The 14,524-nt window shown below is 68.3% G+C and carries 14 protein-coding genes and 1 pseudogene; 8 read left to right on the top strand and 7 right to left on the bottom strand.

The window, feature by feature from the left end:
• From NN4_RS46425 to NN4_RS37815, 5 genes and pseudogenes are all read right to left on the bottom strand, one after another.
• Positions 1–120 (bottom strand): annotated as a pseudogene (locus NN4_RS46425) (acetyl-CoA C-acetyltransferase); the annotation flags it as partial.
• 10 nt (positions 121–130) lie between these two features.
• On the bottom strand, positions 131–751 hold the full coding sequence (locus tag NN4_RS37830; RefSeq protein ID WP_167768909.1) for a TetR/AcrR family transcriptional regulator: 621 nt from the start codon (positions 749–751) through the stop codon (positions 131–133).
• 70 nt (positions 752–821) lie between these two features.
• Positions 822–1,550 carry a hypothetical protein gene (locus NN4_RS37825; RefSeq protein WP_107653903.1) on the bottom strand — a complete coding sequence of 243 codons (729 nt, stop codon included), beginning with the start codon at positions 1,548–1,550 and terminating at the stop codon, positions 822–824.
• Positions 1,551–1,877: 327 nt separating this feature from the next.
• Entirely contained in the window at positions 1,878–2,672 is a 795-nt protein-coding gene (locus NN4_RS37820; RefSeq protein ID WP_107653902.1) for an SDR family oxidoreductase, read from the bottom strand.
• A 37-nt stretch (positions 2,673–2,709) separates the two neighbouring features.
• Complete coding sequence (locus NN4_RS37815) at positions 2,710–3,915, bottom strand: acyl-CoA dehydrogenase family protein (protein WP_371865805.1); 1,206 nt, start codon at positions 3,913–3,915, stop codon at positions 2,710–2,712.
• Between the two features lie 85 nt (positions 3,916–4,000).
• Between NN4_RS37815 and NN4_RS37810 the strand changes: the two genes are divergently transcribed.
• From NN4_RS37810 to NN4_RS37775, 8 genes are all read left to right on the top strand, one after another.
• Positions 4,001–5,554, top strand: a complete 1,554-nt coding sequence (locus NN4_RS37810) for a FadD3 family acyl-CoA ligase (protein ID WP_147141219.1) — start codon at positions 4,001–4,003, stop codon at positions 5,552–5,554.
• A complete protein-coding gene (locus NN4_RS37805) occupies positions 5,554–6,432 on the top strand; it encodes an enoyl-CoA hydratase (protein ID WP_147141216.1) in 879 nt (292 codons plus the stop codon). Before NN4_RS37810 ends, NN4_RS37805 begins: the two co-directional genes overlap by 1 nt.
• On the top strand, positions 6,432–7,574 hold the full coding sequence (locus tag NN4_RS37800; RefSeq protein WP_147141214.1) for an acyl-CoA dehydrogenase family protein: 1,143 nt from the start codon (positions 6,432–6,434) through the stop codon (positions 7,572–7,574). The genes NN4_RS37805 and NN4_RS37800 overlap by 1 nt, the downstream gene beginning before the upstream one ends.
• A complete protein-coding gene (locus NN4_RS37795) occupies positions 7,571–8,593 on the top strand; it encodes an acyl-CoA dehydrogenase family protein (RefSeq protein ID WP_147141211.1) in 1,023 nt (340 codons plus the stop codon). Before NN4_RS37800 ends, NN4_RS37795 begins: the two co-directional genes overlap by 4 nt.
• Positions 8,590–9,645: an acyl-CoA dehydrogenase family protein gene (locus tag NN4_RS37790; RefSeq protein WP_147141207.1), complete on the top strand. Its 1,056-nt coding sequence runs from the start codon at positions 8,590–8,592 to the stop codon at positions 9,643–9,645. The genes NN4_RS37795 and NN4_RS37790 overlap by 4 nt, the downstream gene beginning before the upstream one ends.
• A gap of 118 nt (positions 9,646–9,763) precedes the next feature.
• The gene (locus tag NN4_RS37785) at positions 9,764–10,207 is read left to right on the top strand and encodes a MarR family winged helix-turn-helix transcriptional regulator (RefSeq protein ID WP_246181302.1); all 444 of its coding nucleotides are present in this window, start codon (positions 9,764–9,766) and stop codon (positions 10,205–10,207) included.
• Positions 10,208–10,218: 11 nt separating this feature from the next.
• On the top strand, positions 10,219–11,466 hold the full coding sequence (locus NN4_RS37780) for an MFS transporter (RefSeq protein WP_147141199.1): 1,248 nt from the start codon (positions 10,219–10,221) through the stop codon (positions 11,464–11,466).
• Positions 11,467–11,580: 114 nt separating this feature from the next.
• The gene (locus NN4_RS37775) at positions 11,581–12,333 is read left to right on the top strand and encodes a DUF427 domain-containing protein (protein WP_147141196.1); all 753 of its coding nucleotides are present in this window, start codon (positions 11,581–11,583) and stop codon (positions 12,331–12,333) included.
• 2 nt (positions 12,334–12,335) lie between these two features.
• Here NN4_RS37775 and NN4_RS37770 read toward each other — a convergent pair whose 3' ends face one another.
• Both NN4_RS37770 and NN4_RS37765 read right to left on the bottom strand, forming a co-directional pair.
• Positions 12,336–13,187 (bottom strand): phosphotransferase family protein, encoded by an 852-nt coding sequence (locus tag NN4_RS37770; RefSeq protein ID WP_371865804.1) that lies wholly within the window; start codon positions 13,185–13,187, stop codon positions 12,336–12,338.
• Positions 13,188–13,229: 42 nt separating this feature from the next.
• Complete coding sequence (locus NN4_RS37765; RefSeq protein ID WP_147141194.1) at positions 13,230–14,483, bottom strand: FAD-dependent oxidoreductase; 1,254 nt, start codon at positions 14,481–14,483, stop codon at positions 13,230–13,232.
• Between the last annotated feature and the right edge of the window lie 41 nt (positions 14,484–14,524).

The raw sequence follows: 14,524 nt of genomic DNA, 5'->3' as shown, positions 1-14,524 counted from the left end.
GGCGGGGTGCACGGCGGCCAGCGCGCCGCCGCGCTTGCCGACCGGGGTGCGCACGGCATCGATCACGTAGGCGTCCCGCAGCGGGGTATAGGGGCGGCGGGGTGCGGATGGTGCTGACATCAGAGAACTCCTACGTGGTGTGCTGATCGGAGACGGTGAGCCCGTCGAGCACGATGGTCAGGTACTGCTTGGCGAGGTTGTCGACGGTGATGGCACCGCCCGGCTGGTACCAACGCACCGCGACCCACACGGTGTCGCGCAGGAATCGGTAGGCCAGTTCGACGTCGATCTCGGGCCGGAAGCTGCCGTCGGTCACGCCGTTGGTGAGTACGCGATGCCAGAGCTCGCGGAACTCGCGGTTGTAGTCGGCGATGTAGGTGAACCGCTCGGCGGTGCGCAGGCGCTTGGCCTCGGCCTGGTAGATCGCGACCGCGGCGTGGTGCCGGTCGAAGGACTGGTAGGACGCGATCACCAAGGCTTCCAAGGTGTCTCGCGAGCTGAGCCCGGCGCCGACGATCTCGCGGTAGTGCCCGAACAGATCGTCGAGGAAGCCGCGCAGGATCTCGTCCACCATGGACTCTTTGGAATCGAAGTGGTGGTAAAGGCTCCCCGATAGAATTCCGGCCGCGTCGGCGATGTCGCGCACGGTGGTGGCGCGCAGTCCGCGCTCGGCGAACAGTTCGGCCGCCAGCGCGAGCAGTTCATTGCGCCGTGCTGATTTCGAAGCGTCGGGTGCGGTCACATCGGCCATAATACAACCAAGCATTTGCTTGGTACAGGGCGGCGCGCGATTGATCCGTCCAGCAGTGGGGAGTAATTGCTCAGCGCATCGAATAGCGCAGCGGTGAGGACATCGATAGGTCCGCCAGCAGCCGATCGCAGATCACCACGGGCGCGATGCCCGCCCTCGCCAACCGGGCCACCAGCGCGAGCCTGCGTTCGCAACTGTCCCATTCGACGGTGAGCTGCCCGCGCCCCGGCCCGGCGTCCACCGTCGCCATCACCCGCGGCGGGCCGTAGGCCATCGGCTCTTCGATCAGCTTGAGCACCATGCCGCGCTGCCAGGCCTGATAGGTATCCATATCGGCGCCGATCACCAGCTTGTCGGTGGCGTTGCAGAGGCCCTGCGCGATCTCCTCGTCGAAGGCGACCCGGTCGAACCGGAACTTCCGGCACTTCGCCACCACGTCGAGCAGGTCCGCGCGCACCTCGCACAGCAGGGCGGACTGCCGATGTCTGCGCCGGTCCTGCTCGGTCTCCGCGTGATCGGTGCCGAGCCCGATCTGCTTGGCCCGCTCCCGATCTCGGGCCATATCGGCGCGTAGTGCGCCGCGCGGGTCGCGGGTGACCGCCCGCTCGTCGACGGCGTACTGCTCGAGAATCTGGGCGGCGCGCACGGCGGTCGCGTACTCGGACGTGTGCTCGATCAGCTCGGCGCCGAGAGTTAGCGCGGCGAGTACCATGCTGTCCAGTCTGCGCCTGGCTAGCACCACCTCGCGCACCAATTCGAGTTCCAGTTGTTCGCGGGCAGCTGGGCTATCCAGGCCCATAGCCATCGCCCCTTTGGAGAGTGCGGGATCCGATGTAATCCAGCATCGCACACCCCGGCCGCATCTGGCTTGGGCTTTTCTACCTGATCAGCCGCCCATTTGCTCGATGTACGCGGAGCGCTGGAAGGCGAACGCACTCTGGCGCGTCCGTGCACATACGGATCACCCGGCCCACCCGCCCGTCCAGTCCGTGCGGCTCGCCGCCACGAACCACCGGTTACCGGACAGCGATTGGATAGCTCGATAGCGAAAGATGTTGGGAAACTACGGTGGATCGCCGAATTCCCGGGGTGCCGTTGTCCCGATGCACGAAAATATTGCCTGCCGTCAGGCGCGCTGACTGCTGACCGAAACGACCTCACCGGTCAGATACGAGGTGTAGTCACTGGCCAGCATGGCGATGGTGGCGGCGACCTCCCAGGGCTCGGCGGCCCGGCCGAAAGCTTCCCGCTCGGAGAGCCGGTCGAGCAGTTCGGTCGAACTGACTTTGTCCAGAAAAGCGTGCCTGGCGATGCTCGGCGCGACCGCGTTGATCCGCACGCCGAGTTCGGCGGCCTCGACGGCACTGCACCGGGTCAGCGCCATCACACCGGCTTTGGCCGCGGCGTAATGGGCCTGACCGTGTTGCGCGCGCCAGCCGAGCACGCTGGCGTTGTTGACGATCACGCCGCCGTGGCCCGCGGCACGGAAGTAGCCCAGCGCCGCACGGGTGCAGCGGAAGGTGCCGTTGAGGGTGATGTCGAGGACGCGATCCCACTGTTCGTCGGTCATGTCGACCACCGGGGTCTCGCCGCCGAGCCCGGCGTTGTTGACCATGATGTCGATCCGGCCGAGCGCCTCGGCCGCACCCTGAACCAGCGCGTTGACCTGCTCGGTGCTCTGCACGTCGCAGGCGATCGAGGCGACTTTGCGGTCCGGGAACTCGGCCGCGAGTTCGGTGGCCGTCTCGGCCAAACGCCGCTCGTGCCAATCGGAGACGACCACATCCGCGCCCTCGGCGAGCAGCCTGCGCGCGGTGGCCGAGCCGATGCCGGTGCCCGCCGCGGCGGTGATGACGGCGGCACGGCCGGTCAGCAGACCGTGCCCGGGGATGGGAGCCGGCGCCACCGATAGGCCGCTCATGACTGCACCTCGCCGGCGCTCGGCTCCGTCACAGACCTCATGGACGCGCCTCCCGCGGCAGACCGAGCACGCGCTCGGCAATGATGTTGCGCTGCACTTCGTTCGAACCTCCGTAGATGGTGTCGGCGCGGGTGAACAGATACAGCCGCTGCCATTCGTTCAAGTCGTTCTCCTCGGCCACCAGGCCGGCCGGGCCGAGCACGGCCATGGCGAGCTCGCCGAGTCCGCGATGCCAGTTGGCCCACAACAGTTTCGCGACCGAGGCCTGTCCCCCGTCGTCCACGCCCGCGCCCTCCATGGTGCGGATGGCGTGCGCGCGCAGTACCCGCAGGCCCACCCAGGCCCGGTCGATCCGGTCGGCGATGAGCGGATCGTCGGCGGCCCCGGTGCGGCGGGCCAGCGCCTCGACGTCGGCCAGCTCCCTGGCGAACCTGATCTGCTGGCCGAGGGTGGAGATGCCGCGCTCGAAGGTCAGGGTGCCCATGGCGATGCGCCAGCCCTCGCCCGGCGCGCCGACCACCAGGTCCGCGGCGGTGCGCGCGTCGTCGAAGAAGACCTCGTTGAACTCCGAGGTGCCGGTGAGCTGGATGATCGGGCGCACGTCGATGCCGGGCTGGCGCATCGGAACCAGCAGGTAGGACAGGCCCTTGTGGCGGACCGAGCCGCGCTCGGTGCGGGCGATCACGAAGCACCAGTCGGCGACGTGGGCCAGCGAGGTCCAGATCTTCTGGCCGTTGATCGACCATTCGTCGCCGTCCAGCCGCGCCGCGGTGGTGATCGCGGCCAGGTCCGAGCCCGCGCCCGGCTCCGAATAGCCCTGGCACCACAGCTCGCCGACGGTACGGATGCCGGGCAGGAAGCGGTCCTTCTGCGCCTGGGTGCCGAAGGCGAGCACGGTCGGCCCGAGCAGTTCCTCGCCGACGTGCGAAACCCGGGCGGGCGCGTTCGCTTTCGCGTATTCCTCGTGGAAGATCACCTGCTGGCGCACGGTCGCCTCGCGGCCGCCGTACTCCTTCGGCCAGCCCAGGCAGGTCCAGCCCGCGGCGGCCAGGTGCCGGTCCCAGGCCAGGCGCTCGTCGAAGGCCTCGTGTTCCCGGCCCGGTCCGCCGAGCCCGCGCAGCTCGCGGAATTCGCCGTTCAGGTTCTCCGCCAGCCACTCGCGCACCTCGGCGGCGAATCGCGCGTCTTGCGTCGCGGAAAACCGCCCGCCGGACGCGGCGGTGTCGGATTCTGAGGTCTGGATCGCACCCACGCCGGTAGGATAACCTACCAAGCACTTGCTTTGTAGGGCGCTCGCATAAGTGCCCGACACGGACGTAAGGACCACCGTGACAACCCCTGCTCTGACGACTCCGCTGGCGCTGCGGCATGCCGCGGCCACGTTCGGCACCGCTCCCGCCCTCGCCGACGGCGCGGTCCGGCTGGACTGGACGCAGCTGCTCGCGGCGGTTCAGGAGGTGGCGCGGGCGCTCATCGCGCGCGGCGTGCAGTCCGGTGACCGGGTGGCCATGTGGGCGCCCAATACCCACCACTGGGTCGTCGCGGCGCTGGCCGCCCACTATGTCGGCGCGTCGCTGGTGCCGTTGAACACCCGCTACGTCGCCGACGAGGCCGCCGACGTGCTGCGCCGGGTCGACGCCAGGGCGTTGTTCATCGCGGGCACCTTCCTCGGCCGCGACCGGCTCGCCGAATTGCGCGTGAGCGCCCCGGAACTCGATATCGAGACCGTCATCGTCATCCCCGTCGAACCGGGCACCCGGACCAGTGACGAGACCGCATTCGACTGGTCCGAGCTCGCCGGGGTCGCCGAAAAGGCCACGCCTGCCGAAGCGGAAGAGCGCGCGTCGGCGGTCAGCCCCGAGGACACCTCCGACATCTTGTTCACCTCCGGCACCACCGGCCGCAGCAAGGGCACCGTGGTCGCCCATCGGCAGGCGCTGTCGGTGGTGCGGGCCTGGGCGGAGTGCGCGACGTTGCGCGGCGACGACCGGTATCTGGTGGTCAGCCCGTTCTTCCACAACTTCGGCTATAAGGCGGGCATCCTTGCCTGCCTGGTCACCGGGGCCGTGATCATCCCGCAGGCGGTGTTCGACGTGCCCGCCACCATGCGATTGGTGAGCGAGGAGAAGGTCACGGTGCTGCCCGGACCGCCGACCATCTACCAGACGATTCTCGACTACCCCGACCGCGACAAGTTCGACCTCAGCTCGCTGCGGGTGGCCGTCACCGGGGCGGCGACCGTCCCGGTGGTGCTGATCGAGCGAATGCGCGCGGAGCTCGACTTCGACGTCGTCATCACGGCTTACGGGCTGTCCGAGGCGGCGGGATTCGGCACCATGTGCCGCGCGGACGACGACGCGGCGACCATCGCGGGCACCTGCGGCCGCCCGATCGCCGACTTCGAGCTGCGCCTCGCGCCCAACGGCGAGGTGCTGCTGCGCGGGCCGAACGTGATGCTCGGCTACCTCGACGATCCCGATGCCACCGCGGAAACCATCGATGCCGAGGGCTGGCTGCACACCGGCGACGTCGGCACGCTGGACGAACGCGGATACCTGAAGATCACCGACCGGCTCAAGGACATGTACATCTCCGGCGGGTTCAACGTGTATCCGGCCGAGATCGAGCAGGCGTTGGCGCGGTTGGACGGCATCGCCGAATCCGCCGTGATCGGCGTGCCGGATACCCGAATGGGTGAGGTGGGCAAGGCTTTCGTGGTCCGCAAGCCGGGCGCGACGCTCACCGAGGACCAGGTGCTCGCCCACGCCACCACCGTGCTGGCCAACTTCAAGGTGCCGCGGTTCATCGAGTTCCGCGACCAGCTGCCCTACAGCGCCGCCGGGAAAGTGCTCAAGCGTCAACTACGTGAGGAGATTTCGTAATGTCGGAACCGATCCCGGACGAGGGTGACGTCGTCACGTACGAGGTGCGTGGTCGCACGGCGATCGTCACGCTGAACCGGCCGGACTACCGCAACGCGCAGAACTCGGTGATGACCTACGCCCTCGACGCGGCGTTCGAGCGGGCCGTGGCAGACCCCGAGGTCGGCGTGATCGTGCTGGCGGGCAACGGCAAACACTTCAGCGCCGGGCACGACATCGGCACGCCGGGACGCGATCACCACATCCGCTATCCGAACAAGGCGGCGCTGTGGTGGGACCACGTCGACAAGGTCGGCGGCGATCAGCGCTTCGCGCGTGAGCTCGAGGTGTATCTCGGCATGTGCAGGCGCTGGCGGGAGATCCCCAAGCCGACCATCGCCATGGTGCAGGGCGCCTGCATCGCCGGCGGGCTCATGCTGGCCTGGGTGTGCGATCTGATCATCGCGTCGGACGACGCCTTCTTCTCCGATCCCGTTGTCCGGATGGGGATTCCGGGGGTCGAATACTTCGCGCACCCCTGGGTGATGGGCCCGCGCGCGGCGAAGGAGTTCCTGTTCACCGGTGACCGGTTCGGTGCGGCGCAGGCCAAGGAATGGGGCATGGTCAACCGGGTCGTGCCGCGCGCCGAGCTGGAGGACGAGACGCTCGCGCTGGCCGAAAAGATCGCCGCCATGCCGCAATTCGGTCTCGCGCTGACCAAGAAGGCGGTGAACCAGGCGGAGGATCTGATGGGCATGCGCACCGGGATGGACTCGGTGTTCGGGCTGCACCACTTCGCGCACGCGCACAATGCGGAGGTCGGCGCCGACTCGCTGGGCGGCATGAACGCCAAAACGATGAAGGCGCAGGCGACCTCGACCGAGAACGGGGCGACGTAGTGGATCTCGACATCGACCAGGCGACCCAGGAATTCCAGACCGAGGTCCGGGAGTTCCTCGCCGCCAACAAGCCCGCCCAACCGCTGCCCTCGATGGACACGCAGGCCGGATTCGAGGCGCATCGGGCCTGGGAGCACACCCTCGCCGACGCTCGCCTCTCGGTGGTCGCCTGGCCCGAGTCGTACGGCGGCCGCGACGCCTCCCTGCTGCGATGGGTGCTGTTCGAGCAGGAGTACTACGCCGCGGGCGCGCCGGGCCGGGTGAGCCAGAACGGCATTTTCCTTTTGGCACCAACGCTGTTCGAGCACGGAACTCCCGAGCAGCTCGACCGGATCATGCCGAGAATGGCACGCGCCGACGATATCTGGGCGCAGGCCTGGTCCGAGCCCGAGGCGGGCAGTGACCTCGCGGGCATCCGTTCCACCGCCCGTCGCACCAATGGCGGCTGGCTGCTGAGTGGTCAGAAGACCTGGAGTTCCCGAGCGGCCTACGCGGACTGGGCCTTCGGTCTGTTCCGCAGCGACCCCGCGGCCGAGCGGCACAAGGGGCTGACCTACGTCATGTTCCCGCTGTCCGCCGATGGTGTTTCGGTGCGCCCGATTCCACAGCTGGACGGTGAGCCCGGCTTCGCCGAGATCTTCCTCGACGAGGTGTTTGTGCCCGACCGCGATGTGATCGGCGAGCCGGGCGAGGGCTGGCGGGTGGCGATGAGCACCTCGAGCAACGAGCGCGGCCTGTCACTGCGCAGCCCCGGCCGGTTCAGCGCGACGGCCCAGCGGTTGATCGACCTGTGGCTCGACACCGGCGACCCGGCCAACACCGCACAGCGCGACGCCGTGGTGGACGCCTGGCTCGGCAGCGAGGCCTATCGGCTGCACACCTTCGGCACGGTGACCCGGCTCAACGAGGGCGGCAAGCTCGGCGCCGAATCATCGATCACCAAGGTGTTCTGGTCGGAGCTCGATATCGCGATGCACGAGACCGCCCTGGACGTGCTCGGCGCGACCGCCGAGCGATCCGGGCCGTGGACCGACGGCTATCTGTTCGCGCTGTCCGGCCCGATCTACGCGGGCACCAACGAGATTCAGCGCAACATCATCGCCGAGCGGCTGCTCGGACTACCGAGAGGGAGCAGCCGATGAGGTTCGCGCTCAGCCCCGAACAACTCGACTTCGGCACCAGCGTGCGCAAGCTGCTCGATGCGGGCCGCACGCCCGCCGCGGTCCGTAACTGGGCGTCCGGCGATCCGCGCCCCGGTCGCGCGTTGATCGGTCAGCTGGCCGGTGCGGGTGTGCTCGGGCTGGCCATCGATGACGAGCACGGCGGTGTCGGTGCGGAGCCGATCGATCTGGTGGTGGCGTTCGTGGAGCTCGGCCGCGCCGCCGCGCCGGGTCCGCTGGTGGAGACCGCCGCCGTGATACCCGCACTGCTGCAAGCGCTTCCGGACAAGAGCCTGGCGCAACGCTGGCTGCCCGGCTTCGCCGAAGGTACCGCGCTGGGCACCATCGCTTTCGCGCCGCCGGAGCAGGGCAGGGTGGCGCTGGACGCCGACAGCGCCGAGGTGGTGCTGATCGCCGACGGTGATCAGGTGCACACCGCACATCGGACGGGATTGGTGCGGTCGATCGATCCGGCCCGCCGCATGTTCAGTGTGGCGGCCGACGAATTGGTCGCCGAGGGTGACGGGGTACCGGACGCCGTCGCCGTCGCGTTCGACACCGGTGCGCTGGCCTGCGCGGCACAGCTGCTCGGTGCGGGTCGCGCGCTGCTGGACGCCGCCACCGGATATGCCAAGCAGCGCAAGCAGTTCGGCAAGCCGATCGGTGAGTTCCAGGCCGTCAAGCAGAAGCTCGCCGATGTGCTGATCGGATTGGATCTGGCCGAACCGCTGCTGTACCGCGCCGCGCTCACCATGGGCGAGGCGACGCGTGGCCGCGACGTCTCGGCCGCCGTGCTCGCCTGTGGCGACGCGGCGCACCAGGCCGCCAGAGCGGCCTTGCAGGTACACGGCGCGATCGGTTACACAGCCGAATACGACCTGTCGCTGTGGCTGACCAAGGTCACCGCACTTCGTTCCGCCTGGGGCACACCAGATCTACACCGTGCCCGGATCGCCGACGCGCTGCGCGAGGCAGCCGTGCCGCAGCGGGGGACCGCATGACGAACACCGAACTTCAGGAGTTCACCGCCTCGGTGCGGGCGTTGCTCACCAAGCACGCCGGGTCCGCCGCGGTCCGCGCGGCGATGGACACCGACCTCGGTTACGACCCGGCACTGTGGCGGCTGCTGTGTGAACAGATCGGGGTCGCGGCGCTGGCCATCCCCGAGGAGCACGGCGGTGTTGGTGCGAGCCTGGTCGAATCCTTGGTGGTGGTAGGCGAACTCGGCCGCGTACTGGCCGGGGTGCCGATGCTCGGCTCCGCCGTTCTCGGCGTCCAGGCCGTGCTGCTGTCCGGCGACGCGGCGGCGTGCGCCCGGCTGCTCCCCGAGGTCGCGGAGGGCACCCGAACGCTCGCGGTGTGCTGGGCGGGCGAAAGTGGTTGGGAAGAAACAGGAGTACAGGAGTCCGGCGGAACCCTCACCGGCACCGCTCGATACGTGCTCGACGGCCATACCGCCGACACCTTGATCGTGCTCACCTCGACGGGTTTCTTCGAGATCGATGCCACCGCGGCCGGGGTCGCGCGGCGCGTCGTGCCCACCATGGACCCGACCCGCAAACTGGCCGAAGTCATCTTCACCGCAGCCGAAGCCCACCACCTCGGTACCGGCGATCCCACGCCCGCCATCGCGCGGCTGCGCGAAATCGCTTGGGCGGCAGTGTCCGCCGAACAGGTCGGCGCTGCGGCACGCTGTCTGGAGATGACGGTCGAATACACCAAGTCCCGGGTTCAGTTCGGTCGTCCGATCGGCAGTTTCCAGGCCCTCAAGCACCGCATGGCCGACATGTACGTGCTGCTGGAATCGGCCGAGTCCGCCTCGGCAGCAGCCACCCTGGCCGTCTCCGACAACGCCGCCACCGCCGCCGAAGACGTCTGGGTCGCTCGCCTGCACTGCTCGGAGGCGCTGAGCACGATCGTCGCCGAAACCGTGCAACTCCACGGCGGCATCGCCATCACCTGGGAACACGACGCGCAGCTGTTCTTCAAGCGCGCCCACGGGAATGCCCAACTGTTCGGCACACCCCGCCGCCCGGTCACCCTCACCTCCTGAACACCCAGGTCACAGCCCCGGTACGGACTGCGTACCGGGGCTGTTCCTTGTCCGTGATCGAGTTCACGAGACATACATAGTTAGCTTATGTAATAATATTCTGGTGCAGCAGGCTCAGGTGAACACAGCGGATGACATCGTCGTCGATCTACTCGTTACCGCGGGCAGGCTCACTCGGCTGGCCGGGGTGATCAGCGGCGACGACCTGCCGCGGGCGGTGTTGCGGGCACTGGCGGTGCTCGACGAACACGGCGCCGTGCGGGTCAGCGAATTCGCCAGGATCGACCGCTGTTCGCAGCCGGCGGCAACGACGCTGATCGGCAGGCTGGTCGCGGATGGCTTCGCGACCCGGCGCAAGGACGCGGCCGATTCCCGGGCCGTCGTCGTCGAACTGACCCCGGCCGGACGCAACCGGCTCACCCATGCGCGACAGGCCTTCGCCGCCGCGCTGACCACGCGATTGGCCGGCTTCGACACCGAACGTCTGGCCCGCATGGACACCGATTTGAACGAACTGCTGGAGGCCCTGAAAAAGGCTACGTCACAGCACAATCCGACATAGAGGGAACATTGATGAGCACATTGGCTCCCGCCCGCGCCGACGGCGCGGACACCAGTGCGGCCACCGGCCAACCGAAAGCCGTTTGGGCCGTTGCGTTCGCGAGCGTGATCGCGTTCATGGGGATCGGGCTGGTAGACCCCATCCTGAAACCGATCGGCGAACAACTGCACGCCTCGCCGTCGCAGGTCTCGCTGCTGTTCACCAGCTACATGCTGGTCACGGGCGTGGCCATGCTGATCACGGGCGTGGTGTCCAGCCGGTTCGGCGCGAAGAAGACCCTGGTGGCCGGTCTGGCCATCATCATCGTGTTCGCGGCGCTGGCGGGCTTGTCGGACACCGTCACCCAGATCGTCGGCTTCCGTGCGGGCTGGGGTCTCGGCAACGCCCTGTTCATCGCCACCGCGCTGGCCACCATCGTCGGCGCGGCCAGCGGCGGCGTCGCCCGCGCGATCATCCTCTACGAGGCCGCGCTCGGCATCGGCATCGCGACCGGTCCGCTGCTCGGCGGCGTGCTCGGCGGAATCAGCTGGCGTGGCCCGTTTTTCGGTGTCTCGGTATTGATGGCCGTCGCTTTGGTAAGCATCGTCGTGCTGCTGCCCGAAGGCCCGAAACCGACGCACCGCACCTCGATCGCCGCACCCTTCCTCGCGCTACGGCATCGCGGCCTGCTGACCGTCAGCCTCACCGCGCTCCTCTACAACTTCGGCTTCTTCACCCTGCTCGCCTACACGCCGTTCCCCCTGGACATGGGCACCTATGCGATCGGCTTCATCTTCTGCGGCTGGGGCGTGCTGCTCGCGCTCGCGTCGGTGTTCCTGGCGCCGCGGCTGCAGCGGCGGTTCGGTTCGCTGCCGATGATGGGACTCGCGCTGGCGCTGTTCGCCGCGGACCTCGCGGTGATGGCGGCGTTCGCCGAGCACAAGCCGGTGCTGATCATCGGAACCGTGCTGGCCGGACTGTTCCTCGGGGTGAACAACACCCTGATCACCGAGGCCATGATGATCTCCGCGCCGGTCGAGCGGTCGACCGCCTCGGCGGCCTACAGCTTCGTCCGCTTCGCCGGTGGCGCGGCCGCGCCGTATCTCGCGGGCAAGCTCGGCGAGCACAGCATCGCGCTGCCGTTCTGGGTCGGCGCGGCCTGTACCGCGGGCGCGGTGCTCGTCCTGCTGGCCGGCCGCGCGGCCCTCGCACACATCGACGACCACGATCCGGCGCCGCACAGCGTCGCCGAGGCGCAGGCGATCACCGTCGGCGACTGAGTTCACCGCACCGCTGCCTGGACCCGCGCACCGGGTTCAGGCAGCTGTCGCATGCGCCGATCGTGGTCGCTCACACCCTTGCTCAGGCCCGCAGCGGGAGTACCGTCGGATGCTATGGGCGATGCGCAGCGAGGCCGGGTCAAGATTGAAACCAGCCAGAAGCGAGTGCGGGTATTCCTCGGCGGCCACCTGGTCGCCGACACTGCTCGACCGGTGCTGGTGTGGGAAGGCCCGCACTATCCGACCTACTACCTCCCGGTCGCGGATCTGCACGCGAAGCTCGAGCCGACCGGTAAGTCCCACCACTCCCCCAGCCGCGGCGACGCGACGGAGTACGACGTGGTCGTGGACGGCACCACCGCCACCGCGGCCGCCCTGCGCTACCACGACTCACCGCTGCCCGAACTGAACGAGCTGGTGCGGCTCGAGTGGAACAAGATGGACGACTGGTTCGAAGAGGACGAGCCGGTCTACGTCCACCCCCGCGACCCCTACTCCCGAGTCGACATCCTCGCCAGCTCCCGGCACGTACGCGTGGAGATCGACGGCGTCACCGTCGCCGACTCGCACTCCCCGCGCATCCTCTTCGAAACCGGCCTTCCCGCAAGGTATTACCTCCCGATGACCGATGTTCGGATGGACCTGCTGCATCCCTCGGACACGCACACCAGCTGCCCGTATAAGGGCACCGCCGACTACTGGACCGTCCGCGTCGGCGACAACGAATACCAGGACTACGTGTGGGGGTACCGCACGCCGCTACCGGAGAGCCAGAAGGTCGCGGGCCTGGTCTGCTTCTATAACGAGAAGGTCGACACCTATGTCGACGGTGAGTTGCAGGAGCGCCCGCACTCGCCGTTCAGCTGAGCTCAGCGGTAGCCGCTCAAACCGTCCGCCAGCTCTTCCTCGTCGCCGTCGCGGTGGGCATCCAGCGCCTGCTGTAGGGCGAAAGTTCCTTGGATAGCGGCTATTCGGGCGGCCAGGTCGCTGCCGGTCGTTTCGGTACATGCCAGCACGCCGCGCAGGACGTCCGGGCCGTAACCGGCGCCGATCGCGGCGAAGTCCTCGGCGGGGTCACCGAGGCAGACACCATCCCAGTCGACGACACCCCGCAACACCGGCAGTCCATCGACGGTGTCCCACAGCAGGTTCTCGCCGCCGAGGTCGCCGTGCACAACGGCGTCGGTCGAGTGCGGCAGTGCATCGAGCGCGGACAACTCGCGCTCGGCGCGTGCCCGACCGGTCACGCTCATCAGTGGGTACAGCTCGCCACGGACTGCTGCCGCGAACTCTTGCCACCGGTCGACGGGTGCCACGGACAGCGACGCGCGGATATGCGGGTCGTTTCCGGCAACCGCCAGGCTGTCCAACAGGCCATGGCACTGCCGCGCAACAGATTCCGCGACATCGGGACTCCGTAACAACGCCCCATCCAGCGGCGCACCCGAGACCTTCGTCATCAGCAGGTAGGCCACCGCATCCCCCTGCGCCGCAACAGACAGGCACTCCGGTACGGCCACTCCGAGATGGAGGTGCGCCAGCGCGCGCAGCACCGCCCCGCGCGCCGGAAGGCGTTGCGCGGCGGCGTCGGTCCGCGCGAAACTCACCACCCGCTCGGATCCGACGACCGCGTAGTGGAATTGCCCCTCGCGAATCATCGAATCGGACAACCGGTCTCCGGGTAACAACCACCCGAGCAGTTCCCCGTGCGCGTCGATCAACTCTGTCGCCTTCACGTCTCAGAATCTAATCGCCGGTGCCGATCACGCCGCGCCGACGAGTTCCGGGTATTCCGGAAGTGACCAGCCACCGCCCCGGTCCTCCTTCGACAGCCTCGCGACGAGTTCTGGGATGCGCAGGAAGCAGACCGCGGCCGCCAAGGCATGAAAGGCGTCGATGCCGAGCTGGTGGGTGGGCATGCCCAGGCGCAGCAGGCGCGGTTTCACGGTGGACTGGATCTCGTCCACGAACGGCCGCAACGTGGCGTCGTAATTCGCCAGCGCCGTGGGCAAATCGTGCACGTGGCGGTTGATCGCACCGGCGAGGACGTACGCGCCGACCAGCGCGCCGGAAACCCCCATGCCGCTATAGGGCGAGGCACAGTGCGCGGCATCGCCGACCAGCACCACGCGGCCCCTGGACCACGTGTCCGTACGCACCTGCAGGACCTCCTGCGAGTAAAAGCTCTCGGTCCCCGCCATGCCGTCGAGGAATCGGTCGGTCTGCCATCCCGCGTCGCGGAATCTCTCGGCCCAGAACTGCTTCTGGCGTTCGACCGGCGCCCGGTGGATGGCCGAGGCTTCCGCGGAGGTTTCCCGCAGCACGAAATAGACCTGGGTCTCGGTCGGATTGTGGCTGCGGCGCATGATCATCCGGCCACGCGGGGCGTGGTAGGTGTCCCGGATGTTGCCGTCGGCGGCGATACGCGGAATGAACCAGTAGGCCATGTGGATTCCCACCGGCCGGTACGGATCGGCGGACCCGTACGGCAGGATGGCGCGGCGGATGCGCGACCCTTGCCCGTCCGCGCCGACCAGCAGGTCGAATTCGTCGGAAGAACCGTCGGAGAAGTGCGCGACGACTCGTTGCCCGTCCTGCTCGAAGCACTCCACGCGCACGCCGAACACGTAGTCCACGTCGTCCTCGGTCGCCGCGTGCAGGATGCGAACCAGGTCGCCGCGCATGATCTCGTACTCCGAGGTCAATGTCTGGCGACCTCGGCCGGAGGTGTTGGCCATGATCGTGCCACGCGCCTTGCCCTGACCGTTCACGAAGGCGACGCCCGCTTCGTCCACGAGCTTGCTCCTGACGACGTCGAGCAGGCCCATGCGCTCGACGGCCTCGATGCCCTGACCGCGCAGGTCGACCTGGGCGCCGGTGGCCCGCAACGCCGGGAAGCGTTCGACGACGGTGACCCGGTGGCCCGCTCGGGCGAGCCAGTAGGCCGCCGCCTGCCCCGCGATGCCGCCGCCGCAGATGAGGATCTTCATGGCGCCGGTTTCTGATTGAAATGCCATATCACGAGCCTTTCTATCGGTGATAGATTCACTTTTGCATG

This window comes from Nocardia ninae NBRC 108245 (genome assembly GCF_007990755.1).
In the GTDB taxonomy this organism is placed as follows: Bacteria; Actinomycetota; Actinomycetes; order Mycobacteriales; family Mycobacteriaceae; genus Nocardia; species Nocardia ninae.
The sequence above is the reverse complement of the archived record's forward strand: the minus strand, read 5'-3'. Positions and strand labels throughout refer to the sequence as shown.

What these genes read in the sequence shown, in the direction of transcription:
- NN4_RS37780 (WP_147141199.1), top strand. Translation starts at nt 10,219, where the DNA reads ATGAGCACATTGGCTCCCGCCCGCGCCGACGGCGCGGACACCAGTGCG.
- NN4_RS37830 (WP_167768909.1), bottom strand. Translation starts at nt 751, where the DNA reads ATGGCCGATGTGACCGCACCCGACGCTTCGAAATCAGCACGGCGCAAT.
- NN4_RS37765 (WP_147141194.1), bottom strand. Translation starts at nt 14,483, where the DNA reads ATGGCATTTCAATCAGAAACCGGCGCCATGAAGATCCTCATCTGCGGC.
- NN4_RS37805 (WP_147141216.1), top strand. Translation starts at nt 5,554, where the DNA reads ATGTCGGAACCGATCCCGGACGAGGGTGACGTCGTCACGTACGAGGTG.
- NN4_RS37775 (WP_147141196.1), top strand. Translation starts at nt 11,581, where the DNA reads ATGGGCGATGCGCAGCGAGGCCGGGTCAAGATTGAAACCAGCCAGAAG.
- NN4_RS37795 (WP_147141211.1), top strand. Translation starts at nt 7,571, where the DNA reads ATGAGGTTCGCGCTCAGCCCCGAACAACTCGACTTCGGCACCAGCGTG.
- NN4_RS37825 (WP_107653903.1), bottom strand. Translation starts at nt 1,550, where the DNA reads ATGGGCCTGGATAGCCCAGCTGCCCGCGAACAACTGGAACTCGAATTG.
- NN4_RS37820 (WP_107653902.1), bottom strand. Translation starts at nt 2,672, where the DNA reads ATGAGCGGCCTATCGGTGGCGCCGGCTCCCATCCCCGGGCACGGTCTG.
- NN4_RS37790 (WP_147141207.1), top strand. Translation starts at nt 8,590, where the DNA reads ATGACGAACACCGAACTTCAGGAGTTCACCGCCTCGGTGCGGGCGTTG.